Source organism: Caldifermentibacillus hisashii (assembly GCF_039654145.1).
GTDB classification, from domain to species: domain Bacteria; phylum Bacillota; class Bacilli; order Bacillales; family Caldibacillaceae; genus Caldifermentibacillus; species Caldifermentibacillus hisashii.
This window is the reverse complement of sequence record NZ_CP155467.1, coordinates 715,665-738,459: the sequence shown is the minus strand read 5'-3', so window position 1 is coordinate 738,459 and position 22,795 is coordinate 715,665. Positions and strand designations below refer to the sequence as shown.

The following is a 22,795-nucleotide window of genomic DNA, read 5'->3' as shown; positions in this document are numbered from 1 at the left end:
AGCTCCATTGACTCATTTTAGAATATCCCGAGAAAAGTAAAACGGCACCTCCCCTTAGCACATTAAGTATTAGCGTGTAAAAGGACAGTGCAAAAATAAAAGGGAGCTCATGAAAAACAAGCTCCCACAAAAAATCTTAATCAGCAAATACTAGACATTTTTGACCTTTCATTAGAGGCCACTGAAAAACTGTATGTGTAAAATTTTACTCGAAGGGCAGATGAGTGGAAAAAAATGGGAAGACGCTCTATCATTTAAATGTACGCTAGTAGGCGAATACATTTAGAAAGAGGTCTTCCTATGGATATTATATCAATAATTGCTAGATTGTTAAAGGATACAAAAAGTCTTAAATGCGCTCGCTAAAGCAGCTGAATACACGCTAAATCGAGCGAATGGACTAAAAGCATTCTTGGATGATTGACGAATAGAAATTGATAACAATCCCGCTGAGAATGCCATCCGTCCGAATGTAATTGGTCGAAAAAATTGGTTATTTTCCGTAAGTGAAGCTGGTGCGAAAGCAAACGCAATCTGTCTAAGTATCGCAGAAACAGCTAAAGCGAATGGAGTAGATTTCTACCAGTATCTAGTGAAGTTACTGAGAGACCTACCAAATTTAGATATTCATAGAAACCCAGAAATTATAAACAACTATTTGCCTTGGTCAAAAACGATCCAAGCAGAATGTGTAAAATAACCGTAAATCTGATTAAAAAATCATGGTTTTACGGTTATTTGTAGTACGTACCGTGAAGGTACGTTTATTTTTTTATTTCGGGCTTACCTTAATTACAACGTTCATAATGAGAAATTTCGTTTCGTTGAAATTGAAGAATTTTAAATCATCGTTTGCATTAATATCCAGAAAAAATCTGCACATAGAGCAGATATGTAAGAGTTTATTCATCCTGCCTTTGTTGTGGTGAAGGCTCCCTGTGTAAATATTTCCTTTCGGCATCTCTAATTTCTCATTTCTCATTTTTACTAAAAATAGTTCAATATTTCACGCGGCGCAAAGTTTTCTATTTTCTGCAACTCTTCCTTGCTCCACCACTTTAACTCTATAAATGTATCTTTCTCATTTTTAGTCATATTTTCGATAGACAATATTGTGTCAGATTGAATAGCAATTTTATAATAAATCTCACGACTTATAAAAGGACCCTTTTTCCCTTCAATTAATACATCCATTTCAAATATTGGTTTGTCATGAATATCAACAACAATGCCAAGTTCTTCGTTTAATTCTCTTTTTAATGCTTCTACTGGAGTTTCATTCTCCTTAACACCACCGCCCGGAGTTACCCATAACACTTTGTTTCCTACAACATCTTTAAATTCAAACTTTTGAAGAAGAATTTTATTAAATTCATTCACTATCACCGCTCTAGAACATTTGCGTATTCTCATTGAATTTCTCCTCTGGCTTTAAATTTTCCCTTGATCTTCAATGATCTTCTTAATCCAATTGTGCAAACCGGTTCAACATCGCTGTCACTAACAATGAATCCCCTAAAAAATTCTCCCATTCCCCAAAGCTTTTGTTGAAAGTAAGGGATGTAAATTTATGTTAGCGAATTTACTCATCTACATTAAAATAGTTAATGTTATGTTTAAAAATATTTTATACATTTTTCCATTGCATCAAGCGTCCACTCTAAATACCATTTTAATTGATCATGACCAGATACATAAAACTTCTCAATTGTATCTTCTTTTGGCACAAAGGTGATGAATACCATATTTCTTAGATTATTAACCTCTTCATTCAATAAATTTTCTTCTATCAAATACTTCTTTAATTTTACTGGATTAATAATAAAATCCCCGCGTTTATCTCTACATAAGTAACAGGCAGAAGATACTATATCAAATAAATGTGGTCTAACTGAAAGTGAATCCCAATCAATTAAATTGATTCGATCTTTGATAAATAAGATGTTTGTATTCTGGTACTCTCCATGTGATACTGACTTCCTCATTATGTCATAGTCATTTTTATTATAATCTAAAGAATCATAAATATCCATAATTCTTTTCTTGTATTGAGCATCAACTTCCCCGAAATAATGATTAATGAGGTTAAATGTTTTTTTAATCATATCATCCGGATTTTGATACCATTTACGAACGCTGAAATTATCATGAAATTCAATTTCGCCCACTTCCGGTGTTATTTCAAGGAAAGTCTCGAGATAACTTCTCGCCAACATTAAATGCGAAAGGTTTGAATGTTGAAATTCTTCACCTTCCCTGTAAGTTGTCATTAACCAAAAACAACTGTCATAATACGTGAAAATTCTGTCATATTTATTCAATACAATATGATTTATCCATCCTTTTTTAATAAGACTACTAAATAATACTTCATTAATTACAATTTCACTAGGTACTCTTTTTAAAAGCTAAATTGTAAAGTCAAATGCATAAAATTTTTTTAAAATCTTGTTAGATTACGGTTGCCTGTAAAAAGCTCCTCCAATTTATTAACAAGTTGACTTACTGAACTCATTGATAACTGCAACTGATGAGATATGTCTTGAATCTTTGCCGGTTCAATTTCATGTATTAGATGGAGTACCATGAACTGTTTTGGGGAGAGTTCAATATCTAGTAAAGAGTAGTAATTAATTACTAAATGATTCCGAAACGAATGATTTTACATAAAAGTTACAAAATATGAATGAAATTAATTATTGATTCACCGGTTATTCTCCCATTCCAGTTACCCTAGGATTATTGACAGTATAAGAAATTACACATTAATTATTAAAATAAAACAGTAAGTTACCTAAATTAAAGTTGGCGTATCGCTGCCAAAAATGCGAGGTTTAAAGTTGGGGTTTCGCCCTCAAAAGTGCGAGGTTTAAATCTGGGAAGTTTCGCCTCCCTAAGCGCGAGGTTTAAAGTAGCAAAAAAGGGTAGTGATTTACTCACTATCCTTTTTTCATAGAAAATAGAGGAGAACAAAAGAATACGAACAAACCAAAATAAATCCTCTTATCTGTTAAAAAGCAAAAGTTGGACACATTGACATCTCCCTTTAATTTAAAGGGTAGAAATTTTCCCTCAGTAATTAATTTCACCTTTGAAAGTACGTTCCATAAGGGAATGAAAAGCATTTTCCAATCCGTTTAAGCTTTTTTCAAATAGTTCTCTTTTCTATTCTATCTTTTTAATTTAATCTTAAATTTTATCCTGTTTTTGATACTGTTCCTTTAGCGGTAGAACCCATGATGGTAAATATTCAGATTGAAAAGTAATCTTACCATTATTTATTTCCATAACAATTTCTCCATTGTCTTGACTATTATCTATTAAAATAAGGTTGTCAACCAAGTGAGAATATTGATAAAGGTGTGCAAAAGACGTTGAATTTCTCCTAATGATATCTTCGGTAGGAATATGGTGACCGCCATTTTTAACTCTCAATGCAACACGTTCAATGTTTTGCTTTACATTGTCAAGGGCAATATAGAACATCGTAATTTCATACCCCAAATTTTTAGCTTTCTCTATTTGCCTTATTGCATTTTTTCCTGCTAATGTAGTTTCAATTGAAAAATCCTTACCTTCCTTAATATATTGATATACTGACTTTATTACCTCCTTACCAGCTTCTAAACCCCTAGTTTCAGGATTTTCAGGATCAATCTTCCTTGCAATAGCATCCGGATCAATATTAATTTCGATACCGATTTTGTCTATAATAAGATTCCTTAATGTACTCTTGCCACTTCCATTGTTACCGGCAAAAACATAAAACATTGGCTTGTGTATATGCATTAACGATCACCATCATTGTATAAAGGTTCTATATCACCATTTGGAAATTCTTTGACCAATTCACCATTCTTTTCGTAAACAATATAAGTATTATTGGCCTTAGCATCAATTCTCGCACGCTCACCAGTCATCTTTACCCATTTATCTACCCAGCCAAATTTTCTTTTAGGCACATTCTTTTGTGTTTCCGACATGAAAAACACCACCTTTTACAAATAGTTATCTCTTTCTGAAATTATTTTTCCACCCTTAAGCTCTCATTCAAACATCATCACGCATTTCCTTTCGTGAATATAGAATCTTTCCGCACCTTTCAATATGTTCAATTAAATTTTGATTGGTTAACTTTTCAAAATGGATAATGTCAAAAAAATAGGGAAGTGGATAAACTTCATTCAACAAATCGTCCAGTTCGAAAAAGGTTTTTCCTGTAACTTTTTCACTCTGAATCGCAATATCTACATCAGAGCCCTTTTTATAATTTCCCATTGCCCGACTACCATAAAGAATAGCACGATCGATTTCATCAAATTGTTTCAATGCCTTTAATATATAATCCATGTCTTTTTCTAATAACCCATACATAATTAATACTCCTCCAAGAGTTTTTCATATAAGGATTTGAATAATGGAAAATACACTTGTTGAATATCCTGAACAAATTTTTCCGTAAATTGCTCATCATATGTATGAGTCGTTAGATTTCGACTCGACAATGCCTCAATCCATACATATCCATCATCAATAACTTCCATTCGGTACGCTTGCTTAATGGTTTCCCTCGGACTTTTTACAATATATCCTTGTGCCTCTAAATAATCTTTTAACACTTTGAGAGCCAGATCAAAAGTGATTTAAAAAAATTGAATAAGACCAGCCTTTTCAATTTCAGGAGTTAGTTCCAGAGAGGAGTATTTTTCCAATAGCTGATATGATTTTTTAAAGTTATCAAATCGCTGTTGCGGGCGGATATCTTTTTGGAAATCCAAATAGTTTTACCCTCCTTTTAGATTGCCTTGTCCTTAAAAGAAATTCCATCAAACAACAATTCACCGGAAGCAATGCCACAACCATCAATCATTGCTATCTCCAAAACCTTATCGAAGCTTAATCTTGATTCAATTGTACCATTTTTTAATAAATTTTTTTATCATGTTACACTTCATTGGTATCCCCTTTTTTAGAAATTTTTCACTATCCTTACAGAGGACTGAATGCTGCAATGTTTGCTATTTCCGTGAGTTTCCTTGACAAATTAATTGACGTCTTCATTTTTTCAATGTCGAAAAATTTTTATGGAAACAAATGTTCTTATCGTGTATAATATGATTAATAATTCAAATTTATCAAAGGATGGGGTAAAATAATGGGAGAAGTACTTGTTCTGGAGAAAAGGGTGATCTATTCACCCGGAACTGATTATGACGCACTTTGGAAGAAAATTATCAGTGAACTGTTTGAGGAATTTATTTTATTCTTTGCACCGGATTTGTATGAGGCCATTGATTTTGGAAAAGGAATTGTCTTTCTCGAACAAGAACTGCACAAAGTCATCATTGAACATAATAAAGGAAAAAAAATCGCAGACAAAATTGTAAAGGTTTCCTTGAAAAACGGGGAAGAAAAATATGTATTCATTCACATAGAAATCCAAGGAAAAAAGGATCCGGACTTTTCTAGGCGAATGTTTACTTATTTTTATCGTTTGTTTGATCGCTTCCAAGAAAACATTTATTCCATTGCAATTTTGACCGATTTGTCTAAATCCAACAATCCGCAGCCGTTCCAATATTCCTTTTACGGCACTGAACTTACGTATCGCTTCAATACTTATAAGTTTAATGAAGAGGATATTCCTTCTTTGAAAAAATCAACGAACCCTTTTGCCATTGCAGTTTTGGCAGGCATTTACCTTCATCAAACGGAGAAGAACTATCATAAACGATATGAAGTAAAGAAAAAATTGTTAAAAGACTTTATCTTAACCAACCCAAATCTTAAATCTATTTATGCGGAAGCTCTTTTCTACTTCATTGACTATTTACTGTATCTTCCTCATGAGCTGACAAAACAATTAACGAAAGACTTATCGATTAACATTGAAAAGGAGGCAAAACATATGCTGTATTCTGAAAAAATTAAAGAAGCACCTACACTTGCTGAATATTTTAAAACTGTGAGGGAAGAAGGATTTGAAAAAGGGATTGAAAAAGGGATTGAAAAAGGAAAAATGGAAGAAAAAAGGAATTTAGCTGCTGAGCTGTTACGGGAAGGTTTTTCAGTTGAAAAAGTGGCAAAAATGGTGAAGCTGAGTCTCGATGAAGTGAAAGAGATAGAGGCAAGCATTCATTTTAACCGACCCGAATCTTAAATCTGATTATACGGACAGACCTTTTTACTTTATTGATTATTTAATGTATCTTCCTCACGAGCTGACAAAACAATTAACGAAAGACTTATCGATTAACATTGAAAAGGAGGCAAAACATATGCTGTATTCTGAAAAAATTAAAGAAGCACCTACACTTGCTGAATATTTTAAAATTGTGAGGGAAGAAGGATTTGAAAAAGGAATTGAAAAAGGATTGGAAATGGGAATTGAAAAGGGAATCGAAAAAGGAATTGAAAAAGGGATTGAAAAAGGAATTGAAAAAGGGATTGAAAAAGGGATTGAAAAAGGGATTGAAAAAGGAAAAATGGAAGAAAAAAGGAATTTAGCTGCTGAGCTGTTACGGGAAGGTTTTTCAGTTGAAAAAGTGGCAAAAATGGTGAAGCTGAGTCTCGATGAAGTGAAAGAGATAGAAAAAATTTGTGAATGATTTTAGCCAAAAAATCGGGTTATCTACTCATATTACGTATCGGTAAAAAAACTTCCTAGACTGCCTATCCATAATAAAGCTTGCATATAGTCAAAGGCAGTCTATCCCTGCAAATAGCTAGACAGAGATAACCTACTTCCTACATCAATCACAACGGGATCCTACAACCATTTTGTTTTCTAATAAGTCCTGAACACACTTCATTTGGCTTGCGTGGTAATGGCAGAGAATTGTATCGTTGCAGTAGTGTTTACCCTAACTCAGTTTTTTCGCAGGTGGGGGGTAGGCTGCCCTATAAAGGTCCAATTGGTTCAACTAACCATTAGTGAGGGATCGAGAACCCCCATTTTTTGACTACTTTAAGTATTAAAATAGTTTTATAGATTTATACATTATCCTTATATTGACTAATCAACTCACTCAATTCTATTGGATTATATCCCACAACTCTTTTCAATTCATTATTATTAACATCTATTAATAATGTAACCGGGACTCCGGTTAATCCGTATTGTAGTATTAATTCCGGTTGTTTATAAATATCAATTTCCTCAAATACAACATGATTATCTTGCAAGAAATTTTCTACATTTTGGCATGGAATACAATGTGGCTTACTTATTTTTAGTATTTTCATTGTTGTCCCTCTTCTTTTTGATTTGGCTTTCTTAAATGGAACAAAACTTTTACACAAAAAATAACAAGGAGAACAACCCCAATAATAAAAACTGTATCCGGTACCGCCCGAATTAATAATAAATCTTGAATAATATCTTTTTGTAAAAATTCACTCGTGCGTAATGACCAATAGCCTTTTTCATAAGCCTCTTTTAATTGAATAAAGCCAATTGTTGTTAAACTGACAAAGACCATTCCAAATAGACCAATATTCATTGTCCAAAATGACCACTTCAATAGTTTGTCATTCCATTTTTTAGGGTTAACAATATTTCTTAAAGAATAGATAAGGACAGCAATCGCAAACATCCCATATACCCCCATCATTGCGGCATGGGCATGTGCAGGGGTTAATTGTTGTCCATGTTCAAAGTAATTGACTGCCGGTAGATTAATTAAAAATCCGGTAACACCAGCACCGACAATATTCCAAAGAGAAGTAGCAATTAAAAACCAAAATGTCATTTTATAAGGAAAATGAACGCCACCCTCTTTTAACAATTTATAATGATCGTTTGCTTCAAAGACAAGAAGAGTAAGCGGAATGATTTCCAAGGCACTGAACACAGCTCCGATGGCAATCCAGCTTTCCGGAGAACCATTGTAGTAATAGTGATGTCCAATACCCAATACACCTGTTCCAAGTAATAAAATAATTTGGAAATATAACATTCGTACAACAGAAGATTTTGTTATGAGATTCATATTTACAAGCATATAACCAATAATGACAACGGCAAATACTTCAAAAATACCTTCTACCCATAAATGGACAACCCACCAACGCCAATAGTCCGACATGGTAAAGTTTCCATCCGGATGGATAAAGAATGCAAAAATGTAAAATGCCGGAACTGCAATTGACGCATAAAATAAGAGATGAATTAAGCCACCTTTATCCCGTTCTTTTTTTAGCCCGTTGTAGATTCCTCTATAAACAATGAATAACCAAATGGCCATTCCGGCAACTAAACCGATTTGCCAAATATGACCTAGTTCTAAATATTCCCAACCTTGGTGTCCGAATAAGAACCATTGATTTCCTAAATATCCATTAACCCCAAGCCATTCACCAAGCATGGAACCAATAACAACGACAACTAATGCCCAAAATAAAATATCAACCAATAATCCTTGATGCTTCGGTTCTTCTCCTCCAACTTTCGGTGCAATATATATACCTAATCCTAGCCAGGCTGTTGCAATCAGAAAATAGCTAGTTGGAGATGATAACCTTTTGCAACACCAAAAGGCAGAAGGTCATAAATCCATTTGATTCCGAAAAATGAAGTAGGTTCTGTATAATAATGGGCTAATAATGCACCAAACATGACTTGTATAAAGAACATGATTGCTACGAGTAAGAAAAATTTACCCGATTTCACTTGTGATATCGTGATTTTCTCTTTATTTAGATTAAACACCGGATAATTCCCTTTAGTAAATGCCGGTGTAGGTTTCCCATTCGTAAAAATCGAATTTTCCACCAAGACCATCCTTTTTGTTATTTTTTAGGAAAGTAATGCCTATCATGTAAACAAAAGTCATTTAGTGACATTTTTTACATGATTGATTAAGTACTTTCTAAATAAAATCTTAAATCTAAAAAACAAAACTGTATAATCCTTGACGCAGATCAGTTTTTATTACAAATTAATACATATTAAGAAAAGCGCAGAGCGCCCGCCTAGCGACGTACAAACTTTGGCCCCGCAATGAGAACAGATTTTCTTCCTCGAATAGGTATCGCACGAAGAAAAATGCGTTTAGCATTTTTCGAGGACTCTGAATAATCTTCCTCGAATAAGTAGCGCACGAAGGAGCTGTTCAGAAAGTCATATTTTTGACTTCTGGATGCTCCATTTTATGCCTAAAACCTTGATATATCAGTATTCTCGTTTAATGCATTTTTAGATGTTTATACTTATCGGACAGCCCCCAAGCATTCAATTCTTATACCTTAAGCTAAGGTTCTTTTAAACTACTTATTAATTATACGTTCTATTCATCAACACGATTCGCCAACCATCAGGGTCCTCTACGGTGATTCCTTTTTCTTTCCAATAGCTATTTTCGGGTTCCACCTCATAATATCCCATTTTTTGTAACCGTTCGTATACAGTATTTATTTCACTTTTATTTTCTATATAGAAAACTAACAGATTATCTTTTGTTGGTGCAGGACATGGACTTCCTTCTGCATGTCGTGTAAATTCCAAATGATAATTTACATCTGGCAAACCAATAATTACTCCCTCGAATCCTTTGTTCCCTGTAAATCTTTCTATTTGTTTAAGACCTAAACCATTCACATAAAAATCTATAACCTCTTCTAGTCTGTCTGTCGGCCTTGCGATTCTAACTTGTGCTGCTGTAAAATCTCTAAATTCCATATATAAACCTCCCTAACCATTTAATAATTAAATTATAGTATTTTATTATACTTTTTCAAAATCTTAAGAATTGGACTTCAGGCTAAATTGTATATTTTAAAAATTTTACTAAAATTAAAGCGATTTCCTTTTGGCTTTAGGGGTGCTGCCTCATTCTTCTTTCTAAAAAAACAATGTTAAGATAGGAATTTCACTAAAACCAAATATTAATCCTGTTAGAAGTTGATTCCTAAATCATTTTAGACAAAACAGCTTCATAGACTGCAAGTGTATCACTTATTTCTTTTTCGCCATGCACTGTAAGATAAGTTATATCTATACCTTTTTCTTTTCCATATAAGAGAAATAAATAGAAGGCAATGCCTAATATTGAAATGAAATAAGAGAGAATCATTTGCAGGTCTTTACTTAGTTGTGTATAGGTTAAAACATATTTAGGGACATATAGCAAGGTTGGAATGATAATTAACACTAATGATTTGCTCCAAATGGAACAACCAATAAAAATGAATGCTGCAAGGCAAAACAGGATAATGTTTCCGATCGTACCAAACTGAACGACCGTTATTCCAAAACGGTTATTTAACCATATTAATAAAATAAACCCGCCAATTGGAACTATTGACAGTAATGAGAGGACAAACCATTCACCGTATTTAGAGAGGCGATGGCTTGCTAAATATCCCATACTTTTCATGAAAAGAAGTAAGAAACAAGCGGTAAATAATGGATAGTCGAAAAGTTCTATCCAAGAATAAGCTGTCTCTTAAGTTATAACATCCCCCATGATGACAAAAGCAAAAACACCTACATTCATTTCTCCAGCTCCCCCTTTGCTTCTTGCTCTATTAACAGATTTACACTTGTGGAAATATCCATCCAGATTCCCTTAAATTCCTGAAGTTCCTCAAGTCCCTTTTCTGTAATATAATAATATTTCCGCTGTGGTCCCCCAGAAGGAACCGGCTTTGTTTTCACTTCCACTAATTTTTCTTTTCTCATTCGTAGGAGCAATGGATAGATACTCCCCTCTTTCACCATCGTAAACCCGTACTTACCCAGCTTTTCAATCATTTCATACCCATAAGTTTCACCTTTGGAAATAATGGCCAATAAACATCCTTCCAAAACTCCTTTTAAAATCTGACTTGAGTTCAATCCATCTCCTCCTTTTCTTTACAACTATATTGCTTAACAATATAGTTTTTTTAAAAATATAAGCTATCATCCAACATAGCCAAAAACTACTTTGCATTACAACATAGTTTTGTTATAAATTACCACTTGTGCCATTGTCAACAAAAAAGTATTATTTTTGACTTTTTAAAAATAAAAGGAAGAACGATTTGTCCTTCCTCATAACTGAACGTTAAAAACCATACTCAGCTTCCTTCACCTCGCGAATCTTTGCAAAAGTTTCCGTCAACACAACCGTATCTTCCACTAAGCGTTGAATTCGGAAAATAACATCATCATTAATAATTTCTTTCCGATAAAAATCTTTTTCTTCTATAAAAACATATGATTGAACAATTTGTGCTTTCATGTACGATAAAATGGGCTTTAATTGTTGCTCGGCTATTAAGTAATGTTTTGATGTTCCGGCTGTAACAATAATACTGACGATTTTCCCCTCAAATGCCCTTTCCGGAAGCAAGTCAAAAATATTTTTCAATGTTGCTGGAATTGATGCTTGGAATATTGGCGTCCCTATGATAATGGCTTCTGCATCCATAATCGTTTCTGTTACATATTTTGTGTCACCTTCATATTCCCAATAATTGCGACCATCACTAAATTGAACATCATATTCCGCTAAATCAATTAACGTTACTTCAGTTTCCGGATAATTTTCCTTCAATTCTTTTAATGTGGCATCCATTGCCGTTCTTGTCTTTGAACCAACTTTTGACCCGGATAATCCGACAACCTTCATTCTTTGCCCCCCTCAACTATTGCTGTATATTTTTTTATTGCAGGTAGAATTTCTGTTCCGATTATATCGATATTTCGTTTAATTCGGTCAAAAGGCACACCCCCAAAATCCATTTGTGCCATGTATCGTTGATGTCCGAACTGTTCATGTTGATAGAGAATTTTTTCAATGACTTGCTGAGGGCTGCCGACATTCATTATGCTGCGTTGGTCTGCGCCTTGGGCAAATAATTGTTTCGCAAAGCCGCGGCCGTTCGTTCGTTTCATTCCTTCATTTATGTGAGGGTAATATTCGCTTAATGCTTGCTGGGTTGTTTCTGCTGTATAGAAAAAGCCGGTTGTTGCAACTGGGAAATCTGTCGGATCAAGCCCACGCCGAGTTAGCGCATCACGATATGCATCAATCGACTGTTTAAAGTAAGATGCAGGACCGCCAAGCATTGCTAGGGCCATTGGAACACCCTGATAACCGGCTTTTATTGCACTGGCAGGAGTTCCGCCCACCGCACGCCAAATTGGCATTGACCCTTCTTTTGGTCGTGGAAGGACTTTTGCATTTTTTAATGGTGCTCGAAACTGACCATTCCAATTAACCACTTCATTTTCATTGATTTCCAATAATAATTCGAATTTCTCTTCAAATAATTCCTCATAGTCCCGTAGATCATAGCCAAGCAGTTCAAAGAGCCCGACTCTTGACGCCCGTCCGGCAATAATTTCAGCACGGCCATTTGAGATTAAATCAATTGTTGCAAAATCTTCGTAAACTCGTACTGGGTCTGACGTACTAATAATTGTTGAAGAGCTGCCAATTTTTATTTTTTCCGTTGCTTGAGCAATCGCAGCTAACACGACTGAATGTGCTTGAGTGGTAAAATATTCTTGATGGCTTTCTCCAACACTTATAAAGTCGACTCCGGCCTGCTCTGCAAGTTTGGCGATCTCAATAATTTCTTGCAACCGCTGTTGAGGAGAAATCCGTTTCCCCGTATAAGGATTTGCTAAATGATCCCCTAGTGTATAGATACCAAACTCCAAGCCTTTGCTCGGATCTATCCGATATTTTTCCATACCCATCTTTATTACCTTCTTTCGTACACATTTACTTCAAAATAATATTTCTATATATCAAATTGCAAATGATGAATTCGATATAAACCTTTGTAATATCATTATAAGTTACAATCAATATCCATGTAAGTACGCAAAAAAAAGTGGTATAGTATACAAAAGGATACTACTGGAGGGATTCGAATGAATATCGAACCGAATTTATGTCGGGTTGAAGATGCCCTTGAAATAATTGTTGGCAAGTGGAAACCGATTATTTTACTCCATTTATTAAAAAATGGAACAATGCGCTTCAGTGATTTAAAACGTAGCATCCCCAATATCACCCAAAAAATGTTAACCAAAAATTTACGAGAATTGGAAAATGAAGATATTATTGAGCGTTTCGTGTATCCACAAGTTCCCCCAAAAGTCGAGTACTCCATTACGGAATATGGAAAGGAACTTGAACCATTATTACATGCAATGCATAAATGGGGTGTGAAGCATGCATTGCATAAACAGCAGTATAAATTTATATGAGGTTTATTTATTTAGTTTGGAAAAGCTCGTCTAAAACTAAAGAATTAACCGAGCTTTTCCATAAATTTATATTTTTTTTAGTAACGCGCAACACTCTACATGTGTCGTCACTACTATGTGAACACAATTTATTATCCTCGTTGACTGTATGTGAACACAATTCATTAGATGTTTTTGTGTTTTCTTTTTTCGCATTTCTTCTAGCAGGTTTAAATTTTTCACCATCTAGACTATTACTTAAACCCGTTTTATATACAAACGTAATCATGGCAGGATCTTTATTTCCCTCTTCATCTACTCCACCGACAATTACCTTGTCAACGACACTTTCAAATACATACCGATCAAACGTATCAATCACTTCATTTTGTTCCAATACTTTTTTGAAAGCTAACAAGCGTTTTTTAATATCCTTTTCTTCTTCTAAATTCGATAAGGACTTTCAGCTATGAGGAGTAAATTTATCAATTTTCGGTAGTATTATGCAATTACGACTTATCCATAGTTGGTAAAATTTTCCAGTTAAATTTATTTACAAAAAGGGTCAAAAAGAACCAAATTTGCTTATTTTTTTTTGTGGATAACTTTTTTTCTTTGCCAAACATCACATCCTTTGGTACAATTAAATCGCTAGGTAAACCTAATTTGCATAGGTTTTCCCAGTTGTGCGATATCCTCGTCTGTTAGTGTTTGCCCGCGAAAGGCTTCTAACAATCGCGAGGATATTTCTTTTATCGTTTTCTTCATGCTTCTCAATATTTTTGACCCATGCTCATGTAACACCATGATAATCTCTGTAATTTGGGTTAATAGGTAGTGATTTTTCATGGCATTGTAATCTTGGCTGCTTGCGTGTTCAATGTGGTAGCGCAGGTTTTTTTGTCTGTTAAACCCCTCATTCTCTATTCTCCAGCGGCTTCTGCCAGCGTTCATCAGTTTCTTTGCATTGTTTTTTGTGATTTTTATATCTGTGATAAAGGTAAATTTTTGTTTTCTTTTTTCATCTTCTAATTCGCATTCGAAAACATTTACTCCAAAGCCTCTGTAATCAATATCGTTCACCCAGGTGATTTCCCCTCGCTGTTCGCTTTCACGTATCTTTACCACATTGGCTTTCTTGCCTTCCTCCTCTTCCATATTTTTTAACGCTTCAAACTCATCGGCGATGCTTTTGATACGATCTTCCTTAAAACGGAATAAGTAGTTCCAATTATTCGCCTTGCATTGTTTCAATACATTTTCGCAGGCATAAAGACTATCGGCAATCAGACAGATAGGCAGTTTTTTAAAGGTGTCTTTCAGTCTAGCAGTCAGTCGATAAAAAGCTTTCAACTCACAATCTTGTTTTTTTACGTCCTCTGATTCATTTTCAATAAACTCGGAGGCCACACTTAGTACCATATTTCCCACAATTAACTGGCTTCCAAGACATGATGCATGTAGATGGTCTTTGTTTTTTCTTCACCCGTTTCCTTGTCTGTGTATTTGTACACTCGTCTCAGGCAGTGTTCACAATGTTTTTTGTCAAAAGTAAAAATACCGGTCCCATCTATGGCAATACCCCAGTATTCCCCATTGATACGATAGGAATCAAAACACCTCTTTTTGAATAATTTCTTGATCATATCGATTCGGATCCTTTCAAGTTCTGCCGGGTTCAATCGTGACAAAAAGTCATTGATTGTGTCATAATGGGGCAGTTCTTCCAAATCTTCATTCCCCACCATTTTCCCACATTTTTGATGCACTCTTCCTTGTTGATTTCATTTGTCATTTCACGCATACTTTTTAAGTTGCATGCATTTTTCAAAATAACCATCATCAAAAGGACTTCCGTGTCATAGGTAATATAGCTTTGGTGCCTTGGATCATCAATAGTTTTGAGCAATTTGTTTAAATTTTTAAAAAAGTGATTTTGTGTTTTTAGCAACTCGAATAAATAATTTACCTCTTTTTCCTTTTCACGCTTTTCCTTCCTCGTTACCATAAAAAAATCCCCCCAAATGCCAATATATTAGGTTTTTTACATACCCTTATTATCACATATTTGGCAAAGTTTGGGTGGAATTATCTCGAAGAATTTTTACTCTTCAGATCTGTCTTAATTTTGGCAGGATTGACACATCTTAAAACTCGGCTAACAATGAATCATCACCGGCCACTAGCTCAACGTTTCATTCTAAAGTATGAAATCCAGCCTTTGCCGAAAGAGGAGATTATTTTATATATTAATCACCACCTAAAAATAGCAGGGGCGAAAATGCCGATATTTACTGAATCCGCATTGGAAGCTATTGCATTACGTTCTCAAGGTTGGCCCAGAGTCATTAATACATTAACGATTAACAGCTTGTTATTTGGTTTTCAATTAAAGAAAGAACAAATCGATGAGGAAGTCGTCCGATTGGCCATAGAGGATAGTGGGGTATGAAACGGAGGATTTTCGTTTATAACCATGATGAGTTGGAATGGAGAGTTTGGATTGGGCAACAGGCTTATTGAATTGCGCAGGGATATCATTTTGAACTGCGAATCCAAAATAGATTTAAAGCATTCTTGGAAAAATATTTGGATTGGTTTATTCCTTTAGATCAAGATGTGAAGTTTATCCTTCATCCTAATGAGATATATAAAGTTCGAATTAACATTCAGGATTATATACGTTTAGATGCCCCTTTTTAGAGGGGTTTTCTTTTCTCTAAAATTCACTGAAATATTTTGAACTGATTTTTGCACATTCTGAAATAAAGTGAAAAAATAAGCACATTATTTCAGATGATAAGCTGGATTAATTTGAAAATGATAAGCTGAAATAGTGTGCTCGTTTACACCATTTTGAAAATTCTTTAAGGTTTAGTACTCCTTCTTTGTCTGAAACGTAAAATAAGGCATTATTTCTAATAATAGAATAAGACAATCCATTAATTAATATATCTATCCGAAATCTCATTGTCTTAACATCCCAACCGTGCGGAAATTGTTTAATCTCAAATCCCAATGCATAGTATAATGATTTAGTTAGACTTGATTTCCCTACAGTTGTTCCATCACTGGTAATAATATTAGGACCTTTTGAAAATTCAAATTCATTTGCCACCCTATTTTCATAATCTAATATAATTATTTTTTCTATAATCATATTTCCTCACTCATTTCTGCTAATACTTCAATGATAATCGCCTTCTTAGTAAAATCATTCAGATCATTAAATGTTACATCGCAATTGCATTTTTCTAATGCAATATTAATTAATTCTTCTTCCGTCGTACTAAAGATATCAATATTATATAATTGTCTTTTCGCTATTTCCTTTTCGGTTACATATGCATGAATTATTTTCAATTGCTCTTTTTTAATCTTTTTTCAAAAAAACTGAATATGAAGTTGATGAAAGTATAGAATCAAAAAAATCTAAAGTTGAAGTTAATCTGAAAATTTCCTGTAAATCTTCTTTTAAAATTTTCTTTTTCACGTAATCTTCATCACTCTCAACAACATATTCGCTTTTTTGATCAATAAGGGTAAAAAGTTCATTAATTGCAATTTGTCCTCTTTTGTGACTAACATCTATTTCTTTTAACGCCATTTGACCTAGCAAGGCGGGTATTGCATCTATTAATCTATCCTCAAAAGGAAGTATATAAATATAACTTGCTAATAACTTTTTTTCAAAATCTTCAATATCACTACTTCCCTTTAACGTGTTTAAAATAGTTTGATTTTGTTCATCACTGTATGAGTATAGCGGATCACAGATATTACCTTCAGAATTTAAAAGCATTTTTTTACATCAGTCTATGCAAACGCTTTAACAAAAATTTTATAATGAGAATTTGTGTTCCCATTACTTAAATTTTTTTCTAGTATTGATTTTCCGTTCTTACTATTTAATAGTTTATTTAAACTTAACTTTTGACTCTTCACTTGAATATATGCTTCATAACCATTAAATTTAACTTCAAAATCATCTCTTGCTTCAACTAAGATATGAAAATCTGGCTTATTAAAATTTTTAATTGCTATAAAAGTAATAGCAGCCTTTTGAAAGTTGAATCCTTTTATAGCGAACGCACCACCATTTTCAAAATCGGACATATAAACTCCACCTCAGATAGTTATTATATAGCTATCGTAATCTATTGGAATTTTTATATCAGAGCCTTTGCCAAAATGCTGTATCTCCTGAAGCAGTAGGCAGTCAGACAATTAAAGATCGTGGATTTATTCCACTATAGAAAAAGGTATTTGCACGAATATTATGACAAGTATAAAAGAAAAAATGGTGAGTTTTAATTTCAGTGGATAAATTCGCTTATTATCAATATCTGAATTTTTCCATTTCAGTCGGTTTTAGACGAGTTTTAATAGATTAGGCTACTCATTCCCCTGGTAAATATTGTAAAATGGAAAAACATAATTATTTTTGAAAAAAAAGTGCCATGAAAGTCACTCCTTTGGTAAGATATAAGTACTACCCAATATCCAGTATCCAAGGAGTGATTTCATGACTACTTCTATTCTAACACAAACCAGAGATTTATCAATACAACAAAATTTGATTCCCCACAATTGGCAAGACTATGCCGATATACCCTTTGTCATTCCGGCCATGTGTTTTCCATGGGAGATTTTTAAACCGGTTGAACGAGATTACTACACCTTTTTATATTTGCACCTAAAAAAGGAAAGAGCACATGATCATTTTAATGAAATACAACCAGCACTATTTTCAATACCGGAGGAAGAAGATAAGTCTACGTCTTCCTTATTTCATTCCTCTCCTGCCGGGAGAAAACCGCATCCTTTCATGCCCTTTTTTCGTGCTTTTGAACTGGCCTCTTTACAATATATTGAAGTGATGGTTGAAAGTGTCTATTTACAAGTGAAATCAAACCCGCTATTTGCCGCCATGTGTGGATTTACGGAGAAAATTCCGAGCTACCGTTCCTTTGCTCGCTTTGATCAAATCATGACAACAAATGATCTTTGGGAAAAAGCCCGGCTATTGGTGGTTGAATATAATAAAAGGGAAGGCGTGGTTGAAACTTTTGAGAAAGCAGTCGCCGTGGATACATCACATATAGAGGCAGAAGCAACGTTGAATAAAACAAGGAAGACGTGTTCTTGCAAAGGTGATTGCGATTGCCCCAGAATCCTTACAGATGATAACGCAGGGGTGATGCGTAAAAGCAATGCAGTCTCCTATATTGCGCATAAATTATCAATGGTATGCGGGGTGAAATCCGGCTTGCCTTTGACGCGGGAAGTATTCAAAGGAAATACACCTGATGGGAAAACATTAGAAACGACATTGGAGACGTTTAAGGCGGAGCACCCCGAGATGGCTGAGCAGTTGGACTTTATCTTGGCAGATGGAATCTACCAAACGCCGGAAAATCAAAAAGTGACAAAGGACGTATTACAGGCGAAATTGGTGGCACCCATCAACCCACGGAACCGTAAAGATAAACCAACTTCCGCCCGGGGAATTGAAAAAATCAATCGGTACGGCACCCCCATCTGTATCAGTGAACATAAAATGGACCTTAGAGGATCTGATCGGGAAAAGGGGCAATATATTTACACTTGTCCTGTATTTCATCCAAATGCTAGGCAAGAAGGACTCACCTGCCCGCTGTCGAATCACGTGGAATGTTGTAATGGGGCAGCACAAGGAAGAGTATTTCGGCTGGACTTTGATCAAGCGCCTCAAGTAGACGTCGAGTTGCCCCAACATGGGCGGAAATTTAAAGTGTTATATAGTGCCAGAACGATCATCGAACGAATCTTTGGCATTCTAAAAGACGGATATAGTCTCCGTCGTGTTCACAAGCGTGGAAAACAGGCAGTTGAAGCGCATGTGGATCGTTGCATGATATCTATGCATATCATGGCAAATATGGCGTATCATCAGACAGGAAAGGCCAATTGTGGATGGACACGCCATCGACTGAATTAAGTTATTCACAGGTGGATATGTGAATAAGTCAAATGCAGCGTCTCCTTTCCACAAAGGGCAGTGAAAAAAACCCATTTTGTGAAGGCAGGATACGTATGCCCTTTTTTGGAGAAAAATAGCCATTTTATTTTTATTAAATTTAAAAATCTGGAAGAAAAGGCAAAAAACGAGATAATTAATTTTCCAGAGCCTCGCTCAAGGGTATATTTTTTATTTTGGCAGAGGCTCTCAATAAAAGTTATACTAAGTATCCCTTTCAATCATTTAACATATCCATTCTTCAAACTTTAGTACCTACAAAACATTAATGTGATTTTATAATTTGGAATATTTAACCACTCTAAACTATTTAGTTTAGAATAAAAAAAGGTAACCATGATTTAATTACTCACAGTTACCGAATTTAATACCTTACAAATTTTATTTCACTAATATTCTATTGTGTTCCCACACCCCAGATCAATTACCACTGAAACGGTAATGTGGTTTTTCAGCACTTTATTTCTCGTTTTTTCACCTTCTCCCACAAACACGAAATGCTTGTGAAAATGTTTAAAACTAAGGATTTCTAAATAGTTTCTCTTTGTAGCAACGATACACACTCCACATGCAACGAGCGGGGTGGATTGATGTCTTTTACATTGTCAGTAGTCGGAAACACGTCATCGCCACTTTTTGCACTATCGGTAGGCGGGAACAAATCAAAATCTTATGAAAAACTTATTATTTCCCAATACTATTGTATACAGCTAATGCATCAGTAATATTATACTGTTCAGAATGGATATCTCCTTTTGCACCAGCTGTAATCAATATATATTCTTGGTTACCCACTTTTGCAAGACTCGCAAGACACAGACCAGCTTCATCGGTATATCCAGTTTTCCCTCCTAAAATTTCTCCTCCAATAATGTTTTGATTGTTGAGTTTTTCAAACATGGTACTATAAAATGTTATCCCTTCAGGGTGCTTATTCGTGGGTTGTGTGGAATGTCGAGACGAAGTAAAAATCTCCCTGAAAGTTTTATTTTTCAAAGCGTAATTTAGAAGAATAGCCAAATCTTTGACTGTTGTGTAATGGCTTTTATTGTGAAGTCCTGTGGTATTTTCAAAATGGGTGTTGTACATCCCTAGTTCTGCCGCCTTTTGATTCATCATCGTTACAAAGTCTTGCTCCGAACCAGCAATCTGATCCGCAAGACCAATACAAGCTTCTGCACCACTTGGAAGCATCACTCCGTATAAAAGGTCAATAGCCCTTACCTTCTCTCCTGGCTGGAAACCGGCCATAGAAGCATTGGCGCTATAAAGACCATTAAAGGTATTATGGGTTAGTTGTATTTCTTTCTGCAAATTTGTCAAATTTTCTATCGCAACAATAGCTGTCATCATTTTAGTTAACGAAGCAGGGTAGATCTTTTCTTCGCTACTTTTTTGCATCAGAATAGTTTGATCTTCTAAACGAATTAGGATCGCATTAGTACTGTTTAGTTTATCGAGAGATATAGAAACAGAGGAATCGGGTTCTATCTCTGACGAGGGAATAGGCGTTGTTTTATCGACATATTCTTTCTCAAACTCATGTTGGTTTCCCGGAGTAATTTTGAATTTGAAAACAAAAGCAAAAACAACAACTATCAATAAAAATATTACAAATTCGCGTATTCCTGACTTTTTCTTTTTTATTTTTCGTACCATAATAAATACCTCCTTATTCTGCGTAAAATTATTTAACCACAGAACAAGAAGCTATGTTGGAATTCAATCTTATGAACTTCTTAAGATTTTCTTAAGACGGAAGCTTTACTGTAAATGTAGTATTTTCCGGGTTGCTTTCTACAGAAATCGTTCCATCGTGAGCTGTGACAATTTCTTGTGCGATTGCCAAACCTAGCCCTGCTCCACCGGTCTTTGAGGAGCGTGCAGCATCTAATCGGTAAAATTTTTCAAAAATAGTATCAATCTTTGTCTGTGGAATTGGATTTCCCTGATTCATAAAAGTTATAACAATATTTTCGTCCTGCTGCCATGCAGAAATATCTATGACACTATTTTCATCGCTATAGGCTATGGCATTTTTCAGAATATTATTGAATACACGGGCTAGTTTGTCTGCATCTCCCCACAGAGTGAGTCCGTCAGGCACATTGACAGATATCTGCTTTCCCTGTGGAGCCAGCATTGGATAGAATTCATCAGCCATTTGCTGGAGCATGAACAGTAAATTGATTTTTTCTTTATTCAAAACAATAGTTTGAAGATTGAATCTTGTGATCTCGAAAAGCTCATTGATAAGCTCTTCTAATCGATAAGCTTTTTCCAAAGTAATACCGACATATTTTGATTTCTGTTCAGGAGGCATATCAGGAGCTTCATCCAGAAGACTTAAGTACCCTATAACGGATGTAAGGGGTGTCTTTATATCATGTGCCAAATAAACGACCAAATCATTTTTGCGCTGTTCGGCATCAAGTGCAGCTTTTTTTTGTTTTTCCAAGTTGTTTTTTATTTGATTAAGCTTATTTTCCATAAAATCCAATTCCGGTGATAATGTAATTTCATCATTGGATTCCTCAACAAGTTTATCCATTCCACTACCTATTTCATCAAAATATTTAGTAAACCACGAAATTGAAAATCTAAGCAAAATAATTAATAAGATGAAGATCACAATAAGTGTAATAAGCTCTTTATTATAAAGAAAAATATACCGATAAATTATTACAGCATCGCTTTCACTCAAATAAAACTTATTCTTTAAAAATTCTACAATACTCTCTCCAATATTGAAATTGTCTTGAATTACATCACGCAAAAAAATAACAGTTGCGATCGTGGCAAAAACAATAAGGAGCACTCTAAAAAATACTTTTCTTTTTAATTTTGTATAATCATTGTTTCTCTTATCTCTGTCACTTTTCAATTTTATAACCAACCCCCCATACCGTTTTGATATATTTAGGATGTTCCGCGCTATCGCCCATTTTTTCTCTTAAATGTCGAATATGAACCATTACCGTATTATTGCTGTTACTAAAGTACTTGTCTCCCCATACCTCGCGAAACAATTCTTCAGAGCTTACCACTCGTCCTCGATTGGAACAAAGAACCCAAAGAATTGAAAACTCCGTAGGTGTAAGCGATAACTTTTTCTCATTCAGCGTACATTCACGAGCATCCATGTCTAACACCAAGCCGGAAAAGGTAATCAAGCGTTCTTCCTGTTTTTGCTCTGGAGAATTATATTTGGTAAATCTTCGGAGCTGCGCCTTTACACGAGCAACTAATTCCAAAGGACGGAATGGTTTAGTGATATAGTCATCGGCACCTAATGTCAGCCCGGTAATCTTATCGATTTCTTCTTCTTTAGCTGTCAGCATAATAATCGGAAAATTATGTTTTTCCCTAATCTTCCGACAGATAGTAAAACCATCAATATCTGGCAGCATAACATCAAGTATCGCAAGCTCCAACTGTTTCGACTCAACACATCGAAACGCATCTTGACCGTTATAAAATTTGTATACTGTAAAACCTTCATTTTTTAGATAAACTTCAATTAGATCTGCTATAGCTTGTTCATCATCAACAACTAAAATACTGGTACCCATAAATTTTATCCCTTCTTT

30 protein-coding genes and 3 pseudogenes are annotated in these 22,795 nt (G+C 34.7%); 6 read left to right on the top strand and 27 right to left on the bottom strand.

The genetic code is table 11. From position 1 onward, the window contains the following. Positions 1 to 352 precede the first annotated feature (352 nt). Positions 353 to 700 (top strand): annotated as a pseudogene (locus NSQ14_RS03500) (IS66 family transposase); the annotation flags it as partial. 287 nt (positions 701 to 987) lie between these two features. On the opposite strand, the gene NSQ14_RS03495 reads toward NSQ14_RS03500, so the two are convergent. From NSQ14_RS03495 to NSQ14_RS03465, 9 genes and pseudogenes are all read right to left on the bottom strand, one after another. After that, entirely contained in the window at positions 988 to 1,413 is a 426-nt protein-coding gene (locus NSQ14_RS03495) for an NUDIX domain-containing protein (RefSeq protein WP_012749280.1), read from the bottom strand. Positions 1,414 to 1,462: 49 nt separating this feature from the next. Beyond that, positions 1,463 to 1,552: pseudogene (locus NSQ14_RS18870) on the bottom strand (ATP-binding protein); the annotation flags it as partial. A 64-nt stretch (positions 1,553 to 1,616) separates the two neighbouring features. Continuing rightward, positions 1,617 to 2,270 carry a hypothetical protein gene (locus NSQ14_RS03490; protein WP_328188756.1) on the bottom strand — a complete coding sequence of 218 codons (654 nt, stop codon included), beginning with the start codon at positions 2,268 to 2,270 and terminating at the stop codon, positions 1,617 to 1,619. Positions 2,271 to 2,440: 170 nt separating this feature from the next. Continuing rightward, positions 2,441 to 2,611, bottom strand: coding sequence for a MarR family transcriptional regulator (locus NSQ14_RS18865; protein ID WP_368993913.1), 171 nt, complete (start codon positions 2,609 to 2,611; stop codon positions 2,441 to 2,443). 578 nt (positions 2,612 to 3,189) lie between these two features. Beyond that, positions 3,190 to 3,789: a zeta toxin family protein gene (locus NSQ14_RS03485; RefSeq protein WP_251246468.1), complete on the bottom strand. Its 600-nt coding sequence runs from the start codon at positions 3,787 to 3,789 to the stop codon at positions 3,190 to 3,192. Continuing rightward, positions 3,789 to 3,983 (bottom strand): hypothetical protein, encoded by a 195-nt coding sequence (locus tag NSQ14_RS03480; protein ID WP_041848311.1) that lies wholly within the window; start codon positions 3,981 to 3,983, stop codon positions 3,789 to 3,791. Before NSQ14_RS03480 ends, NSQ14_RS03485 begins: the two co-directional genes overlap by 1 nt. 67 nt (positions 3,984 to 4,050) lie before the next feature. Then, positions 4,051 to 4,374: a nucleotidyltransferase domain-containing protein gene (locus NSQ14_RS03475; protein ID WP_041848310.1), complete on the bottom strand. Its 324-nt coding sequence runs from the start codon at positions 4,372 to 4,374 to the stop codon at positions 4,051 to 4,053. Between the two features lie 2 nt (positions 4,375 to 4,376). Next, positions 4,377 to 4,631, bottom strand: a complete 255-nt coding sequence (locus tag NSQ14_RS03470) for an HI0074 family nucleotidyltransferase substrate-binding subunit (protein WP_285847826.1) — start codon at positions 4,629 to 4,631, stop codon at positions 4,377 to 4,379. Between the two features lie 12 nt (positions 4,632 to 4,643). After that, positions 4,644 to 4,778, bottom strand: coding sequence for a hypothetical protein (locus tag NSQ14_RS03465; RefSeq protein WP_346216874.1), 135 nt, complete (start codon positions 4,776 to 4,778; stop codon positions 4,644 to 4,646). A 377-nt stretch (positions 4,779 to 5,155) separates the two neighbouring features. Here NSQ14_RS03465 and NSQ14_RS03460 point away from each other — a divergent pair, with 377 nt between their 5' ends. Beyond that, on the top strand, positions 5,156 to 6,160 hold the full coding sequence (locus NSQ14_RS03460) for an Rpn family recombination-promoting nuclease/putative transposase (RefSeq protein ID WP_346216873.1): 1,005 nt from the start codon (positions 5,156 to 5,158) through the stop codon (positions 6,158 to 6,160). 118 nt (positions 6,161 to 6,278) lie between these two features. Beyond that, a complete protein-coding gene (locus NSQ14_RS03455; RefSeq protein WP_346216872.1) occupies positions 6,279 to 6,608 on the top strand; it encodes a hypothetical protein in 330 nt (109 codons plus the stop codon). 385 nt (positions 6,609 to 6,993) lie between these two features. On the opposite strand, the gene NSQ14_RS03450 is transcribed toward NSQ14_RS03455, so the two are convergent. From NSQ14_RS03450 to NSQ14_RS03420, 7 genes and pseudogenes are all read right to left on the bottom strand, one after another. Next, positions 6,994 to 7,185 carry a thioredoxin family protein gene (locus NSQ14_RS03450; protein WP_041848154.1) on the bottom strand — a complete coding sequence of 64 codons (192 nt, stop codon included), beginning with the start codon at positions 7,183 to 7,185 and terminating at the stop codon, positions 6,994 to 6,996. Positions 7,186 to 7,241: 56 nt separating this feature from the next. Next, positions 7,242 to 8,722 (bottom strand): annotated as a pseudogene (locus tag NSQ14_RS03445) (cbb3-type cytochrome c oxidase subunit I); the annotation flags it as partial. A 552-nt stretch (positions 8,723 to 9,274) separates the two neighbouring features. Continuing rightward, positions 9,275 to 9,679, bottom strand: coding sequence for a VOC family protein (locus tag NSQ14_RS03440; protein WP_034768155.1), 405 nt, complete (start codon positions 9,677 to 9,679; stop codon positions 9,275 to 9,277). 229 nt (positions 9,680 to 9,908) lie between these two features. Beyond that, positions 9,909 to 10,427: an HAAS domain-containing protein gene (locus NSQ14_RS03435; RefSeq protein ID WP_396122149.1), complete on the bottom strand. Its 519-nt coding sequence runs from the start codon at positions 10,425 to 10,427 to the stop codon at positions 9,909 to 9,911. Positions 10,428 to 10,492: 65 nt separating this feature from the next. Then, entirely contained in the window at positions 10,493 to 10,837 is a 345-nt protein-coding gene (locus NSQ14_RS03430) for a PadR family transcriptional regulator (RefSeq protein ID WP_034768149.1), read from the bottom strand. 211 nt (positions 10,838 to 11,048) lie between these two features. Continuing rightward, on the bottom strand, positions 11,049 to 11,615 hold the full coding sequence (locus NSQ14_RS03425) for an NADPH-dependent FMN reductase (RefSeq protein ID WP_034768147.1): 567 nt from the start codon (positions 11,613 to 11,615) through the stop codon (positions 11,049 to 11,051). Next, positions 11,612 to 12,685 (bottom strand): LLM class flavin-dependent oxidoreductase, encoded by a 1,074-nt coding sequence (locus tag NSQ14_RS03420; protein ID WP_034768160.1) that lies wholly within the window; start codon positions 12,683 to 12,685, stop codon positions 11,612 to 11,614. The genes NSQ14_RS03425 and NSQ14_RS03420 overlap by 4 nt, the downstream gene beginning before the upstream one ends. 183 nt (positions 12,686 to 12,868) lie before the next feature. Between NSQ14_RS03420 and NSQ14_RS03415 the strand changes: the two genes are divergently transcribed. Continuing rightward, a complete protein-coding gene (locus NSQ14_RS03415) occupies positions 12,869 to 13,207 on the top strand; it encodes a winged helix-turn-helix transcriptional regulator (RefSeq protein ID WP_034768145.1) in 339 nt (112 codons plus the stop codon). A gap of 7 nt (positions 13,208 to 13,214) precedes the next feature. On the opposite strand, the gene NSQ14_RS03410 is transcribed toward NSQ14_RS03415, so the two are convergent. From NSQ14_RS03410 to NSQ14_RS03395, 4 genes are all read right to left on the bottom strand, one after another. Continuing rightward, positions 13,215 to 13,604: a hypothetical protein gene (locus NSQ14_RS03410; protein ID WP_051988986.1), complete on the bottom strand. Its 390-nt coding sequence runs from the start codon at positions 13,602 to 13,604 to the stop codon at positions 13,215 to 13,217. 233 nt (positions 13,605 to 13,837) lie between these two features. Continuing rightward, positions 13,838 to 14,608, bottom strand: a complete 771-nt coding sequence (locus tag NSQ14_RS03405; RefSeq protein WP_343158005.1) for a transposase — start codon at positions 14,606 to 14,608, stop codon at positions 13,838 to 13,840. A gap of 11 nt (positions 14,609 to 14,619) precedes the next feature. Further along, entirely contained in the window at positions 14,620 to 14,955 is a 336-nt protein-coding gene (locus NSQ14_RS03400; RefSeq protein WP_346216871.1) for a hypothetical protein, read from the bottom strand. Beyond that, positions 14,865 to 15,194 (bottom strand): hypothetical protein, encoded by a 330-nt coding sequence (locus NSQ14_RS03395; RefSeq protein ID WP_346216870.1) that lies wholly within the window; start codon positions 15,192 to 15,194, stop codon positions 14,865 to 14,867. The genes NSQ14_RS03400 and NSQ14_RS03395 overlap by 91 nt, the downstream gene beginning before the upstream one ends. Before the next feature lie 129 nt (positions 15,195 to 15,323). Here NSQ14_RS03395 and NSQ14_RS03390 point away from each other — a divergent pair, with 129 nt between their 5' ends. Continuing rightward, positions 15,324 to 15,638, top strand: a complete 315-nt coding sequence (locus NSQ14_RS03390) for a hypothetical protein (RefSeq protein WP_346216869.1) — start codon at positions 15,324 to 15,326, stop codon at positions 15,636 to 15,638. Between the two features lie 357 nt (positions 15,639 to 15,995). On the opposite strand, the gene NSQ14_RS03385 is transcribed toward NSQ14_RS03390, so the two are convergent. From NSQ14_RS03385 to NSQ14_RS03370, 4 genes are read right to left on the bottom strand one after another with little or no spacing between them, the layout of a single operon-like run. Continuing rightward, complete coding sequence (locus tag NSQ14_RS03385; RefSeq protein ID WP_251242466.1) at positions 15,996 to 16,346, bottom strand: hypothetical protein; 351 nt, start codon at positions 16,344 to 16,346, stop codon at positions 15,996 to 15,998. After that, on the bottom strand, positions 16,343 to 16,549 hold the full coding sequence (locus tag NSQ14_RS03380; RefSeq protein ID WP_251242467.1) for a hypothetical protein: 207 nt from the start codon (positions 16,547 to 16,549) through the stop codon (positions 16,343 to 16,345). The genes NSQ14_RS03385 and NSQ14_RS03380 overlap by 4 nt, the downstream gene beginning before the upstream one ends. Before the next feature lie 10 nt (positions 16,550 to 16,559). Then, positions 16,560 to 16,988: a hypothetical protein gene (locus tag NSQ14_RS03375; RefSeq protein WP_346216868.1), complete on the bottom strand. Its 429-nt coding sequence runs from the start codon at positions 16,986 to 16,988 to the stop codon at positions 16,560 to 16,562. A 14-nt stretch (positions 16,989 to 17,002) separates the two neighbouring features. Beyond that, a complete protein-coding gene (locus NSQ14_RS03370; protein ID WP_251242468.1) occupies positions 17,003 to 17,302 on the bottom strand; it encodes a dsDNA nuclease domain-containing protein in 300 nt (99 codons plus the stop codon). Positions 17,303 to 17,711: 409 nt separating this feature from the next. On the opposite strand from NSQ14_RS03370, the gene NSQ14_RS03365 reads away from it, so the two are divergent. Then, positions 17,712 to 19,166, top strand: coding sequence for a transposase (locus NSQ14_RS03365; protein WP_041845943.1), 1,455 nt, complete (start codon positions 17,712 to 17,714; stop codon positions 19,164 to 19,166). Positions 19,167 to 19,889: 723 nt separating this feature from the next. Here NSQ14_RS03365 and NSQ14_RS03360 read toward each other — a convergent pair. The 3 genes from NSQ14_RS03360 to vanR form a co-directional block, all read right to left on the bottom strand. After that, positions 19,890 to 20,864 (bottom strand): D-alanyl-D-alanine carboxypeptidase family protein, encoded by a 975-nt coding sequence (locus tag NSQ14_RS03360; protein WP_041844914.1) that lies wholly within the window; start codon positions 20,862 to 20,864, stop codon positions 19,890 to 19,892. A 91-nt stretch (positions 20,865 to 20,955) separates the two neighbouring features. After that, on the bottom strand, positions 20,956 to 22,101 hold the full coding sequence (gene vanS / locus NSQ14_RS03355; RefSeq protein WP_072012639.1) for a vancomycin resistance histidine kinase VanS: 1,146 nt from the start codon (positions 22,099 to 22,101) through the stop codon (positions 20,956 to 20,958). Beyond that, the gene (gene vanR / locus NSQ14_RS03350) at positions 22,079 to 22,777 is read right to left on the bottom strand and encodes a VanR-ABDEGLN family response regulator transcription factor (protein ID WP_034768124.1); all 699 of its coding nucleotides are present in this window, start codon (positions 22,775 to 22,777) and stop codon (positions 22,079 to 22,081) included. Before vanR ends, vanS begins: the two co-directional genes overlap by 23 nt. Positions 22,778 to 22,795: the final 18 nt, after the last annotated feature.

Bases quoted from the DNA above. Each gene is read 5' to 3' on its own strand.
- vanR (WP_034768124.1), bottom strand. From the start codon at position 22,777: ATGGGTACCAGTATTTTAGTTGTTGATGATGAACAAGCTATAGCAGAT.
- NSQ14_RS03395 (WP_346216870.1), bottom strand. From the start codon at position 15,194: ATGGTAACGAGGAAGGAAAAGCGTGAAAAGGAAAAAGAGGTAAATTAT.
- NSQ14_RS03490 (WP_328188756.1), bottom strand. From the start codon at position 2,270: ATGACAACTTACAGGGAAGGTGAAGAATTTCAACATTCAAACCTTTCG.
- NSQ14_RS03375 (WP_346216868.1), bottom strand. From the start codon at position 16,988: ATGCTTTTAAATTCTGAAGGTAATATCTGTGATCCGCTATACTCATAC.
- NSQ14_RS03495 (WP_012749280.1), bottom strand. From the start codon at position 1,413: ATGAGAATACGCAAATGTTCTAGAGCGGTGATAGTGAATGAATTTAAT.
- NSQ14_RS03455 (WP_346216872.1), top strand. From the start codon at position 6,279: ATGCTGTATTCTGAAAAAATTAAAGAAGCACCTACACTTGCTGAATAT.
- NSQ14_RS03440 (WP_034768155.1), bottom strand. From the start codon at position 9,679: ATGGAATTTAGAGATTTTACAGCAGCACAAGTTAGAATCGCAAGGCCG.
- NSQ14_RS03460 (WP_346216873.1), top strand. From the start codon at position 5,156: ATGGGAGAAGTACTTGTTCTGGAGAAAAGGGTGATCTATTCACCCGGA.
- NSQ14_RS03480 (WP_041848311.1), bottom strand. From the start codon at position 3,983: ATGTCGGAAACACAAAAGAATGTGCCTAAAAGAAAATTTGGCTGGGTA.
- NSQ14_RS03415 (WP_034768145.1), top strand. From the start codon at position 12,869: ATGAATATCGAACCGAATTTATGTCGGGTTGAAGATGCCCTTGAAATA.
- NSQ14_RS03420 (WP_034768160.1), bottom strand. From the start codon at position 12,685: ATGGAAAAATATCGGATAGATCCGAGCAAAGGCTTGGAGTTTGGTATC.
- NSQ14_RS03385 (WP_251242466.1), bottom strand. From the start codon at position 16,346: ATGATTATAGAAAAAATAATTATATTAGATTATGAAAATAGGGTGGCA.
- NSQ14_RS03360 (WP_041844914.1), bottom strand. From the start codon at position 20,864: ATGGTACGAAAAATAAAAAAGAAAAAGTCAGGAATACGCGAATTTGTA.
- NSQ14_RS03475 (WP_041848310.1), bottom strand. From the start codon at position 4,374: ATGTATGGGTTATTAGAAAAAGACATGGATTATATATTAAAGGCATTG.
- NSQ14_RS03485 (WP_251246468.1), bottom strand. From the start codon at position 3,789: ATGCATATACACAAGCCAATGTTTTATGTTTTTGCCGGTAACAATGGA.
- NSQ14_RS03405 (WP_343158005.1), bottom strand. From the start codon at position 14,608: ATGGTACTAAGTGTGGCCTCCGAGTTTATTGAAAATGAATCAGAGGAC.
- NSQ14_RS03425 (WP_034768147.1), bottom strand. From the start codon at position 11,615: ATGAAGGTTGTCGGATTATCCGGGTCAAAAGTTGGTTCAAAGACAAGA.
- NSQ14_RS03370 (WP_251242468.1), bottom strand. From the start codon at position 17,302: ATGTCCGATTTTGAAAATGGTGGTGCGTTCGCTATAAAAGGATTCAAC.
- NSQ14_RS03365 (WP_041845943.1), top strand. From the start codon at position 17,712: ATGACTACTTCTATTCTAACACAAACCAGAGATTTATCAATACAACAA.